The organism is Streptomyces sp. HUAS YS2, from assembly GCF_033343995.1.
Classification (GTDB): Bacteria; Actinomycetota; Actinomycetes; order Streptomycetales; family Streptomycetaceae; genus Streptomyces; species Streptomyces solicathayae.
In genome coordinates, this window is the sequence record NZ_CP137573.1 from 3216993 (window position 1) to 3233917 (window position 16925).

Consider the following 16925-nt stretch of genomic DNA (forward strand, 5'->3'; position numbering starts at 1 on the left):
CGCCTCGGCTTTTCTCCCGCCCCGCGCGCCCGGCTAGGCTCGGACACCGTGAAGGACGTGAAGGAAGAGAAGGCCGCCGAAGCCGGGAGGCCCCCCGAGGCCGCCAAGGCCCCCGCCGGCAAGGCCCTCGCCGGCAAGGCGCCCGCCGAGAAAGCCCCTGCCGCCAAGGCCCCCAAGAGCGAGCAGACCCGCACCCTCATCCTCGAGACCGCGCTCCGCCTGTTCAGGGAGCGCGGCTACGACAAGACGACGATGCGGGCCATCGCCCAGGAGGCCGGCGTCTCCGTCGGCAACGCGTACTACTACTTCTCCTCCAAGGAACACCTGGTCCAGGGGTTCTACGACCGGATCGCCGAGGAGCACCAGACGGCCGTGCGGGAGATCCTGGACGGCGGCGAGAAGGACCTCACGGCCCGCATCCGCGGGGTCCTGCTCGCCTGGCTCGACATCGCCGAGCCGTACCACGAGTTCGCGGCCCAGTTCTTCAAGAACGCCGCCGACCCGGACAGCCCGCTCAGCCCCTTCTCGCCCGAGTCGGAGGGCCCCCGCGAGGCCGTGATCGAGGTGCACCGCCGGGTCATCTCCGGCGCCTCGGTGAAGATCGACCCCGAACTCGCCGAGCCGCTCCCCCGGTTGCTCTGGCTCCAGCAGATGGGACTGGTCCTCTTCTGGGTCTACGACCGCTCCGAGGGCGCCGCCAACAGCCGCCGACTGGTCGAGCGCCTCGCCCCGGTCACCGCCCGCGCGATCTCGCTCTCCCGCTTCCGCATCCTGCGGCCCCTGGTCAAGGAGACCCACGACCTGCTGGCCGACTTCATGCCGACCGCGGCCGGCATGGCCGCCTCCGGCAAGCCCACCCGCGCCAAGAAGCCGGCCGCGGAGTAGGCACTCCCGCGAACCGGCTCCGGCCCAGGACCGGCCCCGGCCAGGGGCCGGAGCCGTCGGAGGGCTAGATCCAGCCCAGTTCCCACAGGCGCCAGATGCCCGTGCCGTCCGAGAGGTACTGCGAGCCGCCGACCGCCTGGGTCGACAGGACGTAGTCCTTCTTCTGCCACAGCGGGACCAGCGGGACGTCCTTGGCCACCTCGCGCTGGATCTCCTTGAAGTCCCCGGCCGCGCGGCCCCGGTCGCCGTACTGCTGGGTGGAGGAGATCAGCTGGTCGATGCGCCGGCTGGAGAAGCCGTTGTGCAGCGTGTTGTCGGTGCCGACCAGCGGGGCGGTGAAGCTGTCGGAGTCCGGGAAGTCGGGCAGCCAGCCGACCGTGTACGCGTCGTAGGCACCGGACGCGTACCCCTTCTGGAAGTTCTGCCAGTCCGCCTGCACGACCTTCACCTCGAACAGCTTGGTCGCCTCCAGCTGACGCTTCAGCTCGGCGGCCTCGGCCGCGTACGTGGCGTCCTTGCGGAAACCGAGGGTGAACGCGACCGGCGTCTTGACGTCCGCGTCCTTCAGGATCCGCTCCGCCTCCTTCGCGTCCGGCTTCGGGTACGCGTCGAAGAACGCCGTGCTGTGACCGGTGAAGCCCTGCGGGAGCAGCGAGTACAGCGGCGCGACCGTGCCGTGGAAGACGTTCGTGACGACCGCCGGCCGGTCCACGACCGCCGCTACGGCCCGCCGGACCGCCTTGTCGGACATCACCGAGCCCGAGCGCACGTTGAAGTTCAGGTTCCGGATCTCCGGGCTGTCCGCCTCGGTGAGCCGGATGTCGCCCTTCGTGTCGTCCAGCGTCGACACCATCTGCGGCGGCAGCTGCCGGTGCGTCACGTCGACCTTCTTGGTCTCCCACGCCTCCGCGAGCTGCTCCGACTCCTTGAAGTACTTGATCACCACGGCGCCGCCGGTCCGGTTGATCGCGCCCTTGTACTTCGGGTTCGGCTCCAGCCTGGCGCTGACGCCCGGCTTGTACTCCTTGAGCACGTACGGGCCCGAGCCGTCCACCCGGACGTCCTCGCGCAGCGACTTCGACGGGTACTGGGTCCGGTCCACGATCGAACCGGCGCCCGTCGCGAGCTTCTGCGGGAACGTCGCGTCGCGGCTGCTCAGGTTGAAGGTGACCGTCTGCCCCTCGGCGACGACCGACTTCAGCGTCGGGAACAGCGGCTGCGGACCGACGTCCGTCTTGATGCCGAGCATCCGCTCGAACGAGTACTTGACGTCCTCGCCGGTGATCTTCCGCCCGTTGGAGAACGTCAGATCGTCCCGCAGTTCGCACTGGTACGTCTGCAGCTTCATCCCGACGAACTTGCAGCTGCGCGCCGCGTCCGGCACCGGCGTGGTGGAGCCCGGGCTGAACGTCAACAGCGACTGGAAGACGTTGCTGTACATGGCCCACGAGCCGGCGTCGTACGCCCCGGCCGGGTCCAGTGAGGTCACTTCGTCGGTCGTGCCGACGGTGATCGGATCCTTCCTGACCTCGTCGGACGGCAGCAGCTGCCATCCTCCGAATCCGGCGGCCACCAGGACGCCACACGTGATGAGGATCCGCAGACGGACCGACTGCATTGCCGTGTTTCCTTTATTTCGAGCCCACCCCTGTCGCGACGGCCCCTATCCGATCGCGATGGCGCTCATCCCATCACACCGGTTTCACAAGCGGAAGAGGAAACCTTCACCACACACGCATATGTCCGGGATATGAGATTCGCGGGGCTGAACCGTACGTATCGGTCACTTCGCAATCGGTCACTCCGGGGCAAGTCAGGGCGCCTCGCCCGACCGCCCGCCGGCTCAGGCCCGCTTCGACGCGAGCTGTACGACGGTGATGTCGGAGGGCGCCCCGACCCGCACCGGCGGACCCCAGGCGCCCGCACCGCGCGACACGTACAGCTGGGTGTCGCCGTACCGCTCGAGACCGGCGAGGGTCGGATTGGCCCGGTCCGCGATGAGGTTGCCGGGCCAGAGCTGGCCGCCGTGGGTGTGGCCGGACAACTGGAGGTCGACACCGTGCTCGACCGCGTCGTGGATGACCACCGGCTGGTGCGCGAGCAGAACGGCGGCGCGGGACCGGTCTCGGTCGCCGAGCGCGCGGACGAAGTCCGGGCCCTGGCCCTCGCTCTCGCCGGCCACGTCGTCGACGCCCGCGAGGTCGAAGCCGTCGATCTCGACGCGCGCGTTCCGCAGCGGGTGCAGGCCGAGCTCGCGGACGTGGTCCACCCAGGCGTCCGCGCCGGAGAAGTACTCGTGGTTGCCCGTCACGAAGAACGAACCGTGCCGGGCCCGGAGCCGCGCGAGCGGCTCGGCGGCCGGGCCGAGGTTCTCGACGGTGCCGTCGACGAGGTCGCCCACCACCGCGATCAGGTCGGGCTGGGTGGAGTTGATCGCGTGCACGATCCGCTCGGTGTGGGCGCGGCCGAGAGTCGGCCCGAGGTGGATGTCGGAGACCACCGCGATCCGGTAGCCGTGGACCGCCCGCGGCAGCTTGGCCAGCGGCACGGTCACCCGCTTGATGCTCGGCCCGCGCAGCACGCCGTACGTGCCGTACCCGACGGTCCCCACGGCCGCGGCGGCCGCGGCCCCACCGACCACCCGGGACACGAACAGCCGCCGCGAGAAGTCCCCGGTCGGAGTGGCCCCCGCGGCAGGAGCCTCGCCCGGCGCCTCCTCCTCGGTCAGCAGCGCGCCGCCCTCCGGGCCCGCGGCCCGCGGCACACCGACGGCCACGGCCTCCGGCTCCGGCGCGGCCACCGGGGCCGCCTCACGCTTCCTCAGGACCCGCCGCAGCACGGGCCGGACCAGCTCGCCGACGAGCAGCGCCAGCGTCACGTACAGCAGCACCGCCAGCCACAGGTACCCGGGCCAGGCGACCGCCTGCTGGAGCCAGAACGGCGCGCCCGCGCGCCCCGACACGAGCGCCGCCACGGACAGCACCGGCAGCGCGACAGCGGCCACGGTCCCGATCCGCCGCGCGAGCCCGCCCGGAAGCGTCACATCCCGGACCAGGCGCCGCCACACGTACCAGTGAACCCCGACCAGCAGGGCCACGACCACGATCATCACCAGCAGTACGAGCAGCACGGCCCGGATCCCCTAACCCTGTTCGCGACGCGACGCGCGCACGCCACGCAACCCGATCACGCCGATCACCGTCCCCAGGACAAAGGACGTGATGGCGAGCAGTAGATGAACCCAGAAGTACGCCGTCGGTTCGCCCGCGTCGTCGAACGCGAGACCGCTCCCGTCGTTCCACAGGTTCTTAGCGAAAGTGATCCAGATGAACCAGCTCCACACGCCGAACGCGAGCAGGAACCAGGAGACGGACCGGCTGAGCTTCATGGCCCCAGTATCACCGGCGGCCCCACGGCGGCCACGTCCGGGTGGCCGGCTGGGGCGGACGGTCCTTGCGGGGTACGGAATGACGAGGTCCGCGTGTACGTTCTCGTCCGTGTCTGCTTCGAAGAAGGCCGCTCTGACGGTCACCACGGCTACCGCCGTCGCCGCCCTCCTTCCGCTCCTCACGGCCGCCCCCGCGCTCGCGCGACCAGTGGCGGACACGAAGGACAAACAGCCCAAGCCACCCGCGGTGATGTCCACCGTCGGCGGGTCGCTGCTGGGCCGGCCGGGGACGCAGGTGCAGCTCGGGGCGGGCGCGCCGGTGCTGCCGAAGCAGCTGTCGGGCCGGTCGTGGATCGTGGCGGACGCCGAGTCGGGTGACGTGCTGGCCTCGCACAACGCGCACTGGCGGCTGGCGCCCGCGTCCACCCTGAAGATGCTGTTCGCGGACACCTTGCTGCCGAAGTTCCCCAAGGAGCAGGCCCACCTCGTCACGCCCGAGGACCTGAAGGGCGTCGGCGAGGGGTCGAGCCTGGTCGGCATCAAGGAGAAGCAGAGCTACTCGGTGCACGACCTGTGGCTGGGCGTGTTCCTGCGCTCCGGCAACGACGCGGTGCACGTGCTGGCGGCGATGAACGGCGGCGTCCCGCAGACCGTGAAGGACATGAACGCGCACGCCGCCGAGCTGCAGGCGCTCGACACGTACGTCGTCTCGCCGGACGGCTACGACGCGCCCGGCCAGGTCTCGTCCGCGTACGACCTCACGCTGATCGCCCGCAGCGGCATGCAGAAGGCCGAGTTCCGGGAGTACTGCGCGACCGCCCGGGCAAAGTTCCCCGGCGAGCAGAAGAAGGGCAAGAAGCGCGAGACCTTCGAGATCCAGAACACCAACCGGCTGCTGACCGGTGACTACGGCATCGCCCCGTACAAGGGCATCGCCGGCGTCAAGAACGGCAACACCACGCACGCCGGGTCGACCTTCACGGGTGTCGCCGAACGGAACGGCAAGGTGCTCCTGGTGACGGTGATGAACCCGGCCGGGACCGAGTCGCACGCCGTCTACAAGGAGACCCAGCGGCTGTTCGACTGGGGCTTCGCGGCGGCCGGCAAGGTGACCCCGGTCGGCCAGCTGGTCCCGCCGAAGTCCGCCCGCACCGACTCCTCCACCGACGGCACCGCGCCCGCCCCTGGAAAGAACAAGCAGAGCGACACGGTCCGTGCCTCGGCCGGATCGGACAAGCCCGGCGGCGTCGGCACCGCCCTGGCCGTCGCGGGCGGCGCGCTGGTCCTGCTGGCCGCTGCCGGCTACCTGGTCAACCGCCGCTGGCCCCTGCCCGAGCTGGTCCGCCGCCGTCACCCTCAGGGCTCGATGCGGGGCTCGGATCAGGGTCCGGATCCGGACGTGAACCCGTAGACGTCCAGGCCGCGCAGAACAGCAGGAGTTTCGCGGTGAGGTTGATCCACAGGAGCAGGGCCACCGGGACGCCGAAGGCGCCGTACATCGACTTCGCCGCGACTCCGCGCATGTAGCCGCCCAGGAGCAGCTTCAGGGCCTCGAAGCCGATCGCGCCGATCAGCGCCGCGACGAGCAGCCGGCGGCGTGGGGGGTGGACGCCGGGGAGGAGGGTGAGGACGTAGAGCAGGATCAGGAAGTCGGCGGCGGCGGCGACGAGGACCGCGGCGATCTGGATGAGGACGCCGCCGGCGCCCTCGTGGGAGATGCCGAGCCGGTCGGTGGTCCAGCCGACGGCGGTGGAGCCGAGCCAGGAGGCGGCCAGGGAGCACAGGCCGACGCCGCCGAGGCCGAGCAGGACGACGGCGTCCAGGGCCTTGCGGCGGATCGGGTTGCCCTCGTCCGTCTCGTCGAGGCCCCACACGGCGCGCAGGCACTCGCGCATGTTGCCGATCCAGCTGATGCCGGCGAACAGCAGCACGACGCCGGCGACGAGGCCGATCGTGCCAGCGTTGGCGACGAGGCCGCCGATGTCGAGCTGGTCGGAGATGCCGGGGACCTGGTCGGCGATCTTCTCCTCGATCTTGTCGAGTTGTTCGTCGCTGAGAAGGGCCGCGCCGATCGCTGCGGCGACGGTGATCAGCGGGAAGATCGCGATGAAGCTGATGAAGGTGATCGCGGCGGCGAGGCGGGTCCAGTGGGCCGCGTCGAGGGTCTCGTACGAGCGCCAGGCGTGCGTGCGCATGAGCCGCTCGGCGGCGGGGCCGATGACGGGGAGCTTGGTCAGCCAGTCCATGTGGTACCCGTACCCCTTGATCGTCCGGTCGACCGGTGGTCCGGTCCGAAGACAAGTGTCCGGGTGCCCCAGAAGCGCAGACAGGTGGCGAGCAGCATCCCGATGCCGAGCCCGGAGACGGTGTCGGCGCGGGCGGAGGTGAGTCCGAGGCCGTAGTGGGAGACGCCCAGGCAGGCCAACTGCACCGCCGCGCCCGCGATGTTGACGGTGAAGAAGACGGTGTACTCGCGCAGGCCCACGGTGCGGCGGCGGTACGTGCCGAGCGCGTTGCCCAGGTACGCGACGGTGCAGCCGGCCAGGAAGGACAGGCACTTCGCGGCGATCGGGCCGAGCCCGGAGGGGCCGCGGAGGAGGGCGAAGAGCACGAGGTCGGCGGCGTACGCGGCGAGTCCGACGGCGGCGAATCCGGCGAGTTCGCGCCTCACGGGCGCCTCACAGGTCTGTGACCGCCATCCCGTACATCGCCGCCCACACGAGGCCGATCACGGCGAGCGGGCGGTCGCCGAGCACGACGTCCTCGGGTTCACCGGCGGCGCCGCGGTCGGCGAAGACGGCGTACCGCAGCACCGCCAGGATGAACGCGATCATGGAGAGCTGGCGCCAGGGCAGCAGCGCGCCGGCCGCGACGCCGCCGCTCTCCAGGGCCCACAGGCAGTAGCCGAGGACGGCGACGCCGGCCGCCAACTGCCAGACGAAGCGCAGGTAGCCGGGGGTGTACTGGGTGAGCAGCGCGCGGGTCGCGCCGTGCGCGCCCTCCATCCGGAGGGCCTCGGAGTACCGCTTCGCGGCGACCATGAACAGCGCGCCGAAGCCGGTGGTGATCAGGAACCAGCGGGACAGCGGGATGCCGAGGGCGACCCCGCCGATCATGGCGCGCATGAGGAAGCCGGTGGTGACGACGGCGAGGTCGACGACGAGGACGTGCTTGAGGCGGACGCAGTAGGCGAGTTGCATGAGCAGGTACGCGGCGAGCAGCGCGGCCGTCATGGGGTTGCACAGTGCCGCGCCGGCAGCGGCGGCGCCGAGTCCGAGGGCGGTGCCGGCCGCGTACGCGACGGGTACGGGGACGGTTCCGGCGGCCACCGGGCGGCGGCGTTTGACGGGGTGGGCGCGGTCGGCGGGGGCGTCGCGGGCGTCGTTGACCAGGTAGACGGCGGCGGCTGCGGCGGTGAACAGGCCGAAGACGAGGGCGAGTCGGCCGGCCGCGTCCCAGGAGCCGAGCCGTCCGGCGGCGGCGGGCGCGGCGACGACGAGCACGTTCTTGACCCATTGGCGCGGCCGGGCGGTCCGCACCAGCCCCAGCGGCACCGCGAGCGCGGCCCGCGGCCCGCGGGGCCGGGGCGGGAGGGGTGCGGGGCCGGGTTTCTCCAGGACGGCGGTCCCGACGGCACGTTCAGACACGGGCGCTCCAGGTCCGGGGGAACGGGGCCTGTCCGGCGGCAGCGACCGGGCGGCCCGGCCGTGTGGCCCCGGGGCCGGACCGTAGCCAGTTGCGGCCCAGGGTCGCCGTCGTCGCGCCGAGGAGTGCGCCGGCCGCGACGTCCGTCGGGTAGTGGACGCCGGCGACGAGCCGGGACAGGCACATCGCGGCCGCGGCGGAGGCTGCCGCGTGGCGGGCGGCGGGGCGGAGGACGCCGAAGGCGACGGCGGCCGCGGCGGCGGAGGTGGCGTGCGAGCTGGGGAAGGAGTGCCGGCCCGCGGTGCGCACCAGTGGGGCGAACTCCTCGTGTCCGGGCCGTGGGCGGCGCACCACCCGCTTGACGGCGACGCTCGCCAGGTGCGCCGTGCCGATCAGGGCCGCGCCGCGCAGCCACTGCGCGCGCCGGTCCGGGTCGGCGGCGGCGCCGGCGAGTCCGGCGGCGAGCCACACCGCGGCGTGTTCGCCGCTGAACGACAGCAGCCTGGCCGTCGCGGCCACGGCCGGCCGACGGCCGCAGCCGCGCAGTACGGCCAGCAGTCGCCGCTCGGCGCCGGCACAGTCCCCGTATCGCATCCGCCCTGCCTCCCCTGCCTTCCGGGTTCTCAACGGCCCGGGGGCGACTCTGACGCGAGGAGGCGCCGAACGGCACGGCAATCTTTCCTGACACTCGTTTTATCACCCATTTCGGCGAGCCTCGTGACAAACCACGCAAACCTCACAGGTAGGGCGATACGGTCACGGGCATGGCTGCCCCGACCGACTTCCCCGACGTCGTACCGATGACCGGCTGGGGCCGTACCGCCCCGACGCTCGCGTGTGTGATCCGACCCCGCTCGTACGAGGAGGCCGCAGCCACGGTCCGCTCCTGCGGACCGCGCGGCTCGATCGCCCGCGGCCTGGGCCGCGCGTACGGGGACGCCGCGCAGAACGCCGGCGGCGTGGTCCTCGACATGACCGGCCTGGACCGGATCCGCTCCATCGACACGACCCGGGGCATCGTGGTCTGCGACGCCGGCGTCAGCCTGCACCGGCTGATGGAGGTCCTGCTGCCGCTCGGCTGGTTCGTGCCCGTCACCCCCGGGACCCGCTACGTCACCGTCGGCGGTGCGATCGGCGCGGACATCCACGGCAAGAACCATCATGTCTCGGGCTCCTTCTCCCGCCATGTCACCTCACTGCGGCTGCTCACCGCCGACGGTGGCGTCCGCTCGGCGGCCCGTGGCACCGAGCTGTTCGACGCGACCGCCGGCGGCATGGGCCTGACCGGCGTGATCCTGTCCGCGACGATCGAACTGCTGCCGGTCGAGACCTCGCTGATGTCCGTCGACACCGAGCGGGCGACCGACCTCGACGACCTGATGACCCGGCTCACCGCCACCGACCACCGGTACCGCTACTCGGTCGCCTGGATCGACCTGCTCGCCCGCGGCGCCGCGACCGGCCGGGCCGTCCTCACCCGCGGCGACCACGCCGCGTACGACGCGCTGCCGCGCCGCGCCCGCCGCGCGCCGCTCGCCTTCCGGCCCGGGCAGCTTCCCGCCGCGCCGGCGTACGTCCCCGAGGGGCTGCTCGGACGCACCACGGTCGGCCTGTTCAACGAGCTCTGGTACCGCAAGGCCCCGCGCCGCTCGACCGGCCGGCTCCAGCGGCTCTCCGCCTTCTTCCACCCGCTCGACGGCGTCCCGCACTGGAACCGGGTCTACGGCCGCAGCGGCTTCGTCCAGTACCAGTTCGTCGTCGGGTACGGGCAGGAGGACGCCCTGCGCCAGGTGGTACGGCGGATCGCGCGCCGCGGCTGCCCGTCGTTCCTCGCCGTGCTGAAGCGGTTCGGCGAGGGCGACCCGGGCTGGCTGTCGTTCCCGATGCCCGGCTGGACGCTCGCCCTCGACATCCCGGCGAACCTCAGCGGACTCGGCGTGTTCCTCGACGAGCTCGACGAGGTGGTCGCGTCGGCGGGCGGCCGGGTGTACCTGGCGAAGGACTCCCGGATGCGGCCCGAGCTGCTGGCCGCGATGTACCCCCGGCTCGCCGACTTCCGCGCCCTGCGTGCGGAGCTGGACCCGCGGTCCGTCTTCAGGTCGGACCTGTCCCGCCGCCTGGGCCTGTGACGGCCCCGGCGACCCCTCTGAGGAGCGTGAACCCATGAAGGACGCCTTCGGTGCGCCGCAGTCCCTGCTCGTGCTCGGCGGCACGTCCGAGATCGGGCTGGCCACCGCCCGCCGACTCGTCGCCCGCCGCACCCGTACGGTCTGGCTGGCCGGCCGGCCCTCCCCCGCGCTGACCGCCGCCGCGCAGTCGCTGCGCGACCTCGGCGCGGAGGTGCACACCGTCCCCTTCGACGCACTGGACACCGCGTCCCACGAGGAGCGGCTCGGCAAGCTGTTCACGGAGGGGGACATCGACATGGTGCTGCTCGCCTTCGGTGTCCTCGGCGACCAGACCCACGACGAGGACGAGCCGCTCGCCGCCGTCCGGGTCGCGCAGACCAACTACACGGGCGCGGTCTCCGCCGGACTGGTGTGCGCGAAGGCGCTGCAGTCGCAGGGGCACGGCTCGCTGGTCGTGCTGTCGTCGGTGGCCGGCGAGCGGGCCCGGCGGGCGAACTTCATCTACGGCTCGTCGAAGGCCGGCCTGGACGCCTTCGCGCAGGGCCTCGGGGACGCGCTGCACGGCACCGGGGTGCACGTGATGGTGGTCCGGCCGGGGTTCGTGCGGACGAAGATGACGCGGGGGCTCGCGGAGGCGCCGCTGGCGACGACCCCGGAGGCGGTCGCCCTGGCGGTCGAGCTGGGCCTTCGGCGGCGCGCCGAGACGGTGTGGGTGCCGGGGGCGCTGCGCGTGGTGATGTCGGCGCTGCGGCACGTGCCGCGGCCGCTGTTCCGCCGCCTGCCGCTGTGAGCCGCCGGGCCCGGGACGTCGGGCCCCGAACCCTGGGCCCCGGGCCTGGGCCGGGGGCCTACGCCTGCGTCGGGGCCGGCTCGTCGACCGGGGAGCTCTGCGCGGGGACGGCCGGCGCGGTGGGGCCGGCACCGAACTCGTACACCCGCAGCTTGCGCCAGACCCCGTCCGGCCCCTGCTCGTACAGGGCGAAGGACGCGCAGGTCCAGGCCGCCTCGAAGTCGGCCAGCTCCGCGTACGCCCGGTCCATCGCCTCCTCGGAGATGCCGTGCGCGACGGTGACGTGCGGGTGGTACGGGAACTGCAGCTCGCGCACCAGCGGACCGGACGCGTCACGGGCCCGCTCCTGCAGCCAGGAGCACGCGGACGTGCCCTCGGCGAGCCGGACGAAGACCACCGGGGACAGCGGACGGAACGTTCCGGTGCCGCTGAGCCGCATCGGGAAGGGCCGCGCGGCCGCCGCGACCTCGGCGAGGTGCGCCTCGATCGCGGGCAGCCGCTCGGGGTCGGCCTCGGTCGGCGGGACGAGGGTGACGTGCGTGGGGATGCCGTGCGCGGCGGGATCCCCGAAGCCCGCGCGCCGCTCCTGGAGCAGGCTGCCGTAGGGCTCCGGGACCGCGATCGAAACGCCGAGCGTTACGGTCCCCACGTCGTTCTCCTCCGTCGTCGGTCGAATGGTGTGCGGTGGTGCAGCCGCCAGTGTGCGGCCTGCACCCCCCTCTGGGCCAGGGTCCTTGGACTCAGTGCTTGGCGGGCAGGAAGCCCACCCGCTCGTAGGTCTGCGCCAGCGTCTCCGCGGCGACCGCCCGGGCCTTCTCCGCTCCCTTGGCCAGGACCGCGTCCAGCGTCTCCGGGTCGTCCAGGTATTCCTGGGTCCGGCTGCGGAACGGAGTGACGAAGTCCACCATCACCTCGGCGAGGTCGGTCTTCAGCGCGCCGTACATCTTGCCCTCGTAGCTCTTCTCCAGCTCGGGGATCCCGGTGCCGGTGAGCGTGGACATGATGCTGAGCAGGTTGGAGACGCCCGGCTTGTTCTCCGCGTCGAAGCGGATCACGGTGTCGGTGTCGGTGACCGCGCTCTTGACCTTCTTCGCGGTCGTCTTCGGCTCGTCGAGGAGGTTGATCAGACCCTTCGGCGTGGACGCCGACTTGCTCATCTTGATCGTCGGGTCCTGGAGGTCGTAGATCTTCGCCGTCTCCTTGAGGATGTACGGCGCCGGGATCGTGAACGTGTCCCCGAAGCGGCCGTTGAAGCGCTCCGCGAGGTCGCGGGTCAGCTCGATGTGCTGGCGCTGGTCCTCGCCGACCGGGACCTCGTTGGCCTGGTACAGCAGGATGTCCGCGACCTGGAGGATCGGGTACGTGAAGAGGCCGACGGTCGCCCGGTCGGCGCCCTGCTTGGCGGACTTGTCCTTGAACTGCGTCATGCGGGAGGCCTCGCCGAAGCCGGTGAGGCAGTTCATCACCCAGGCGAGCTGCGCGTGCTCGGGGACGTGGCTCTGGACGAAGAGCGTGCAGCGTTCCGGGTCGAGACCGGCGGCCAGCAGCTGGGCCGCGGCCAGCCGGGTGTTGGCGCGCAGCTCCGCGGGGTCCTGCGGAACGGTGATCGCATGCAGGTCGACGACCATGTAGAAGGCGTCGTGGGTCTCCTGCAGGGCGACCCACTGGCGGACCGCGCCGAGATAGTTGCCGAGGTGGAACGAGCCTGCGGTGGGCTGGATTCCGGAGAGCACGCGAGGACTGTCAGAGGCCATGCTCATCATTCTCTCAGGTGCGGGACGCGCTCCGGACAGACCCGGGCGGACGCACGCACGTCCGCCCGGGCCCGGTGATCAGACCGGCAGACCGGGGGCCGGGTAGGCGGCCATCAGCTCGGCGACCTCGGCGCGGATCGCGGTCAGCGCGGCCTCGTCGCCGGTTGCCGCGGCGGCGACGCCGCGGTCGATCCACTCGGCGACCTGCGCCATGTGCTCGGTGCCCAGGCCGCGGGAGGTCAGCGACGGGGTGCCGATGCGGACGCCGGACGGGTCGAAGGGCTTGCGCGGGTCGTACGGCACCGTGTTGTAGTTCACGACGATCCCGGCCCGGTCGAGCGCCTTCGCGGCGACCTTGCCCGGGACCTCCTTGGGCGTGAGGTCCATCAGGATCAGGTGGTTGTCGGTGCCGCCGGAGACCAGGTCGAAGCCGCGGGCGAGCAGCGCCTCGGCGAGGGCCTTGGCGTTGGCGACGACGGCCTCGGCGTAGGCCCGGAAGGACGGCTGGGCCGCCTCGCGCAGGGCGACCGCGATCGCGGCGGTGGTCTGGTTGTGCGGGCCTCCCTGGAGGCCCGGGAAGACGGCCTTGTCGACGGCCTTGGCGTGCTCCTCGCGGCACATCAGCATGGCGCCGCGCGGGCCGCGCAGGGTCTTGTGGGTGGTCGTCGAGATGACGTCGGCGTACGGCACCGGCGACGGGTGGGCGCCGCCCGCGATCAGGCCGGCGATGTGCGCGACGTCGGCGACGAGGACCGCGCCCGCCTCCTGGGCGATCTCGCCGAAGGCCGCGAAGTCGATGGTGCGGGGCAGCGCGGTGCCGCCGCAGAAGATCACCTTCGGGCGTTCCTTCATGGCGAGTTCGCGGACCTGGTCGAAGTCGATGAGCCCGTTGTCCTGGCGTACGCCGTACTGCACGCCCCGGAACCACTTGCCGGTCGCGGAGACGCCCCAGCCGTGGGTGAGGTGGCCGCCCATCGGCAGGGCCATGCCCATGACCGTGTCGCCGGGCTCGGCGAAGGCGAGGTAGACGGCGAGGTTGGCCGGGGAGCCGGAGTAGGGCTGGACGTTGGCGTGGTCGACGCCGAAGAGGCTCCTGGCGCGCTCGATCGCCAGCGACTCGACCTGGTCGATGTTCTGCTGGCCCTCGTAGTAGCGGCGGCCGGGGTAGCCCTCGCTGTACTTGTTCTGCAGGACGGTCCCGGACGCCTCCAGGACGGCCTGGGAGACGTAGTTCTCGCTGGGGATGAGCCGGAGCGTCTCGGCCTGGAGCCGTTCCTCGGCGCCGACGAGGGCGGCGAGTTCGGGGTCGGTGACGGCGAGTGCGGGATGGGGCGTGGTCATGGCGTGCCTCCGGGCGGTTCGGCGGATCCCGGGGCGCTGCGCTCGCGGCACCACACGGGACGGGTCTCCCGTGATGCCCAGGCGAGCGGCACCTCGTGCGGTCTGCCGCGCACGGCTCCCCCGGGGTCGCTTCCCCGTACGCCAGTCGCCGTGCGTGTTTCCAGACTAGCGGGCGCGCCGTCACCGAGGTTTCTTCGTCCAGCATCCGAGCGACGATAGAAACAGGGCTCACACCCGCCCCTGGCCGCAGGACGAACGGAGATCCCGTGTCGAGGACGCAAGACGCGATCGCTTCCGCGGAGGCGCACAGCGCGCACAACTACCACCCGCTGCCCGTGGTCGTCGCCACGGCCGAAGGCGCGTGGATGACCGATGTCGAGGGCCGCCGCTATCTCGACATGCTCGCCGGGTACTCGGCGCTGAACTTCGGGCACGGCAACCGGCGACTGCTGGACGCGGCGCGCGCGCAGCTGGAGCGGGTGACGCTCACCTCGCGGGCGTTCCACCACGACCGGTTCGCCGAGTTCTGCACGCGCCTGGCCGAGCTGTGCGGCAAGGAGATGGTGCTGCCGATGAACACCGGGGCGGAGGCGGTCGAGACGGCCGTGAAGACCGCCCGGAAGTGGGGCTACGAGGTGAAGGGCGTGCCAGACGGGCACGCGAAGATCGTGGTCGCGGCGAACAACTTCCACGGCCGCACGACGACGATCGTGAGCTTCTCGACGGACCACGAGGCGCGCGACCACTACGGCCCGTACACGCCGGGCTTCGAGATCGTCCCGTACGGCGATCTGACGGCGATGGCGAACGCGGTCACCGCCCACACGGTCGCCGTGCTGCTCGAACCGATCCAGGGCGAGGCCGGGGTGCTGGTGCCGCCGGCCGGCTATCTGCGCGGGGTGCGGGAGCTGACCCGCCGGAAGAACGTGCTGTTCATGGCGGACGAGATCCAGTCGGGTCTGGGCCGTACCGGGCGGACCTTCGCGTGCGAGCACGAGGACGTCGTGCCCGACGTGTACATCCTGGGGAAGGCGCTGGGCGGCGGCGTCGTGCCGGTCTCGGCGGTGGTCGCGGACCGGGACGTGCTCGGGGTCTTCGCACCGGGCGAGCACGGCTCGACGTTCGGCGGGAACCCGCTGGCCTGCGCGGTGGCCCTGGAGGTGATCGCGATGCTGCGCACCGGCGAGTACCAGCAGCGCGCGGCGGAGCTGGGCGAGCACCTGCACGCCGAGCTGAACCTGCTGGTGGGCGGCGGCGCGGTGGAGGCGGTCCGCGGTCGCGGGCTGTGGGCGGGCGTGGACATCGTCCCGTCGCGCGGCACCGGGCGGGAGATCTCGGAGAAGCTGATGGAGCGGGGCGTCCTGGTGAAGGACACCCACGGCTCGACGATCCGGCTCGCGCCGCCGCTGGTGATCGGCAAGGAGGACCTGGACTGGGGTCTGGAGCAGCTGCGGGCGGTGCTGTCGGACTGACGTCCGGTCGGGAGCAGCGGGGCGGGGCGGGTGCCGTGGTTCCTGGACGGCGCCCGGCCCGTCACTCCCCCGACTCTCCCGACTCCCCCGGCAGCACCCGGCACAGTGCCTCCAGCGCGCCCGGCCAGGCGCTGTCCGTCGGGGTGGCGTAGCCGACGACCAGGCCGTCCATGGTGTGCGGGGTCGAGGGGTGGCGGAAGGCGTCGACGCCGAGCACCGAGAGGCCCTGCCACGCCGCCGCGCGCAGCACCGCCCGCTCGGTGCCCGGCGGGAGCGGGAGCACGGCGTGCAGGCCGGCCGCGATGCCGCTCACGCGGATGTCCGGGGCCCGCTCGGCCAGCGCCGCCACCAGCTGGTCGCGCCGCCGCCGGTAGCGCAGCCGCATCGCGCGTACGTGCCGGTCGTACGCCCCCGAGGCGAGGAAGTCCGCGAAGGTCAGCTGGTCGAGGGCGCCGCAGTGCCAGTCGACCGGGCCCTTGGCCGCAGCGACCTCGCCGACCAGCGCCTCAGGCAGGACCATCCAGGCCAGCCGGAGCGCCGGGGCGAGCGACTTGCTCGCCGTGCCCAGGTAGACGACCCGCTCCGGGTCGAGTCCCTGCAGGGCGCCCACCTGCTGGCGGTCGTAGCGGAACTCGCCGTCGTAGTCGTCCTCCAGGACCAGCCCGCCGGTCGTGCGGGCCCAGTCGACCGCCGCCGCGCGCCGGTCGGGGTGCAGCGCCCCGCCGAGCGGGAACTGGTGGGCCGGTGTCATCAGCACCGCTCCGACGCCTTTCAGCGACGCCAACTCCCCGGTCCGCGTGCCCCGTTCGTCGGAGCCGAGGGCGGGCAGCCGCAGTCCCGCGCCGGTCAGCAGGTCCCAGTGCACGTCGAGCCCGTACGACTCGACCGCGATCTCCCGGACCTTCCGCGCCCGCAGCACCTTCCCGAGCAGCATCAGTCCGTGCGCGAAGCCGGAGCAGACCACGATCCGTTCGGGGCTCGCGTACACGCCGCGGGCCCGTGCGAGGTACTCGGCGAGCGCGGTGCGCAGTTCGACGCGGCCGCGCGGATCGCCGTACCCGAAGGCCTCGTTCGGCGCGGCGGTCAGCGCGCGGCGGGCCGCCTTGAGCCACTCGGCGCGCGGGAACGAGGCGAGGTCGGGGGTCCCGGGCGTGAGGTCGTGCGCGGGCCCGCCCGGCCGCCGGCGGCGCGCGCCGGCCGGGGCCGCGGCGCCGGGCCCGGCGCGGCGCGGCTCGGCCCGCCGGGCGACCCGGGTGCCGGATCCCTGGCGCGCGGTGAGCCAGCCCTCGGCGACGAGGTCGGCGTACGCGTCGGCGACGGTGTTCCGGGCGATCCCGAGGTCGGATGCGAGCTGCCGGGAGGACGGCAGCCGGGTGTCGGGCGCGAGTCTGCCGGTGCGCACCGCGTCGCGCAGCGCGTCCATCAGGCCGGTCCGCAGTCCGGTCGTACCGTGCAGGTCAAGGTGGAGGTCGGCCCCGAAAGTGGCCCAGTCACTCGCCATGTGAATGGACCATACCGGTG

16 protein-coding genes and 1 riboswitch are annotated in these 16925 nt (G+C 72.5%); of the genes, 5 read left to right on the forward strand and 11 right to left on the reverse strand.

Annotated elements, in window-relative coordinates; genetic code table 11:
- Positions 1 to 48 precede the first annotated feature (48 nt).
- Positions 49 to 885 carry a TetR/AcrR family transcriptional regulator gene (locus R2D22_RS14530; protein WP_318103604.1) on the forward strand — a complete coding sequence of 279 codons (837 nt, stop codon included), beginning with the start codon at positions 49 to 51 and terminating at the stop codon, positions 883 to 885.
- A 64-nt stretch (positions 886 to 949) separates the two neighbouring features.
- On the opposite strand, the gene R2D22_RS14535 is transcribed toward R2D22_RS14530, so the two are convergent.
- The 3 genes from R2D22_RS14535 to R2D22_RS14545 form a co-directional block, all read right to left on the reverse strand.
- Entirely contained in the window at positions 950 to 2503 is a 1554-nt protein-coding gene (locus R2D22_RS14535) for an ABC transporter substrate-binding protein (RefSeq protein ID WP_318103607.1), read from the reverse strand.
- A 225-nt stretch (positions 2504 to 2728) separates the two neighbouring features.
- Positions 2729 to 4015, reverse strand: a complete 1287-nt coding sequence (locus tag R2D22_RS14540) for a metallophosphoesterase (protein WP_411977023.1) — start codon at positions 4013 to 4015, stop codon at positions 2729 to 2731.
- Positions 4016 to 4027: 12 nt separating this feature from the next.
- Positions 4028 to 4273: an SCO4848 family membrane protein gene (locus R2D22_RS14545; RefSeq protein WP_318103608.1), complete on the reverse strand. Its 246-nt coding sequence runs from the start codon at positions 4271 to 4273 to the stop codon at positions 4028 to 4030.
- A 109-nt stretch (positions 4274 to 4382) separates the two neighbouring features.
- On the opposite strand from R2D22_RS14545, the gene R2D22_RS14550 reads away from it, so the two are divergent.
- Complete coding sequence (locus R2D22_RS14550; protein WP_318103610.1) at positions 4383 to 5684, forward strand: D-alanyl-D-alanine carboxypeptidase family protein; 1302 nt, start codon at positions 4383 to 4385, stop codon at positions 5682 to 5684.
- On the opposite strand, the gene R2D22_RS14555 is transcribed toward R2D22_RS14550, so the two are convergent.
- From R2D22_RS14555 to R2D22_RS14570, 4 genes are read right to left on the reverse strand one after another with little or no spacing between them, the layout of a single operon-like run.
- The gene (locus tag R2D22_RS14555) at positions 5584 to 6519 is read right to left on the reverse strand and encodes a YihY/virulence factor BrkB family protein (RefSeq protein WP_318103611.1); all 936 of its coding nucleotides are present in this window, start codon (positions 6517 to 6519) and stop codon (positions 5584 to 5586) included. The two genes, R2D22_RS14550 and R2D22_RS14555, sit on opposite strands and share 101 nt — an antisense overlap.
- Positions 6507 to 6944: a GtrA family protein gene (locus R2D22_RS14560; protein ID WP_318103612.1), complete on the reverse strand. Its 438-nt coding sequence runs from the start codon at positions 6942 to 6944 to the stop codon at positions 6507 to 6509. Before R2D22_RS14560 ends, R2D22_RS14555 begins: the two co-directional genes overlap by 13 nt.
- Before the next feature lie 7 nt (positions 6945 to 6951).
- Complete coding sequence (locus tag R2D22_RS14565) at positions 6952 to 7920, reverse strand: decaprenyl-phosphate phosphoribosyltransferase (protein ID WP_318103614.1); 969 nt, start codon at positions 7918 to 7920, stop codon at positions 6952 to 6954.
- Positions 7913 to 8512, reverse strand: a complete 600-nt coding sequence (locus R2D22_RS14570; RefSeq protein WP_318103616.1) for a phosphatase PAP2 family protein — start codon at positions 8510 to 8512, stop codon at positions 7913 to 7915. Before R2D22_RS14570 ends, R2D22_RS14565 begins: the two co-directional genes overlap by 8 nt.
- 170 nt (positions 8513 to 8682) lie before the next feature.
- Between R2D22_RS14570 and R2D22_RS14575 the strand changes: the two genes are divergently transcribed.
- Complete coding sequence (locus R2D22_RS14575) at positions 8683 to 10047, forward strand: decaprenylphosphoryl-beta-D-ribose oxidase (protein ID WP_318103617.1); 1365 nt, start codon at positions 8683 to 8685, stop codon at positions 10045 to 10047.
- Between the two features lie 34 nt (positions 10048 to 10081).
- Positions 10082 to 10837: a decaprenylphospho-beta-D-erythro-pentofuranosid-2-ulose 2-reductase gene (locus R2D22_RS14580; protein WP_318103619.1), complete on the forward strand. Its 756-nt coding sequence runs from the start codon at positions 10082 to 10084 to the stop codon at positions 10835 to 10837.
- Between the two features lie 58 nt (positions 10838 to 10895).
- On the opposite strand, the gene R2D22_RS14585 is transcribed toward R2D22_RS14580, so the two are convergent.
- The 3 genes from R2D22_RS14585 to R2D22_RS14595 form a co-directional block, all read right to left on the reverse strand.
- Entirely contained in the window at positions 10896 to 11486 is a 591-nt protein-coding gene (locus R2D22_RS14585; protein ID WP_318103620.1) for a 2'-5' RNA ligase family protein, read from the reverse strand.
- 91 nt (positions 11487 to 11577) lie between these two features.
- On the reverse strand, positions 11578 to 12591 hold the full coding sequence (gene trpS, locus R2D22_RS14590; RefSeq protein WP_318103622.1) for a tryptophan--tRNA ligase: 1014 nt from the start codon (positions 12589 to 12591) through the stop codon (positions 11578 to 11580).
- A 78-nt stretch (positions 12592 to 12669) separates the two neighbouring features.
- A complete protein-coding gene (locus tag R2D22_RS14595) occupies positions 12670 to 13932 on the reverse strand; it encodes a serine hydroxymethyltransferase (protein WP_318103623.1) in 1263 nt (420 codons plus the stop codon).
- A 68-nt stretch (positions 13933 to 14000) separates the two neighbouring features.
- A riboswitch (ZMP/ZTP riboswitch) is annotated at positions 14001 to 14091 on the reverse strand.
- Between the two features lie 107 nt (positions 14092 to 14198).
- Between R2D22_RS14595 and rocD the strand changes: the two genes are divergently transcribed.
- The gene (gene rocD, locus R2D22_RS14600) at positions 14199 to 15404 is read left to right on the forward strand and encodes an ornithine--oxo-acid transaminase (RefSeq protein ID WP_318103624.1); all 1206 of its coding nucleotides are present in this window, start codon (positions 14199 to 14201) and stop codon (positions 15402 to 15404) included.
- A gap of 61 nt (positions 15405 to 15465) precedes the next feature.
- On the opposite strand, the gene pdxR is transcribed toward rocD, so the two are convergent.
- Positions 15466 to 16905 (reverse strand): MocR-like pyridoxine biosynthesis transcription factor PdxR, encoded by a 1440-nt coding sequence (gene pdxR / locus R2D22_RS14605; RefSeq protein WP_318103625.1) that lies wholly within the window; start codon positions 16903 to 16905, stop codon positions 15466 to 15468.
- Between the last annotated feature and the right edge of the window lie 20 nt (positions 16906 to 16925).

Excerpts from the sequence above, each read along its gene's own strand:
- R2D22_RS14535 (WP_318103607.1), bottom strand. The coding sequence starts at position 2,503 with ATGCAGTCGGTCCGTCTGCGGATCCTCATCACGTGTGGCGTCCTGGTG.
- R2D22_RS14545 (WP_318103608.1), bottom strand. The coding sequence starts at position 4,273 with ATGAAGCTCAGCCGGTCCGTCTCCTGGTTCCTGCTCGCGTTCGGCGTG.
- R2D22_RS14555 (WP_318103611.1), bottom strand. The coding sequence starts at position 6,519 with ATGGACTGGCTGACCAAGCTCCCCGTCATCGGCCCCGCCGCCGAGCGG.
- R2D22_RS14570 (WP_318103616.1), bottom strand. The coding sequence starts at position 8,512 with ATGCGATACGGGGACTGTGCCGGCGCCGAGCGGCGACTGCTGGCCGTA.
- R2D22_RS14575 (WP_318103617.1), top strand. The coding sequence starts at position 8,683 with ATGGCTGCCCCGACCGACTTCCCCGACGTCGTACCGATGACCGGCTGG.
- R2D22_RS14580 (WP_318103619.1), top strand. The coding sequence starts at position 10,082 with ATGAAGGACGCCTTCGGTGCGCCGCAGTCCCTGCTCGTGCTCGGCGGC.
- trpS (WP_318103622.1), bottom strand. The coding sequence starts at position 12,591 with ATGGCCTCTGACAGTCCTCGCGTGCTCTCCGGAATCCAGCCCACCGCA.
- R2D22_RS14595 (WP_318103623.1), bottom strand. The coding sequence starts at position 13,932 with ATGACCACGCCCCATCCCGCACTCGCCGTCACCGACCCCGAACTCGCC.
- pdxR (WP_318103625.1), bottom strand. The coding sequence starts at position 16,905 with ATGGCGAGTGACTGGGCCACTTTCGGGGCCGACCTCCACCTTGACCTG.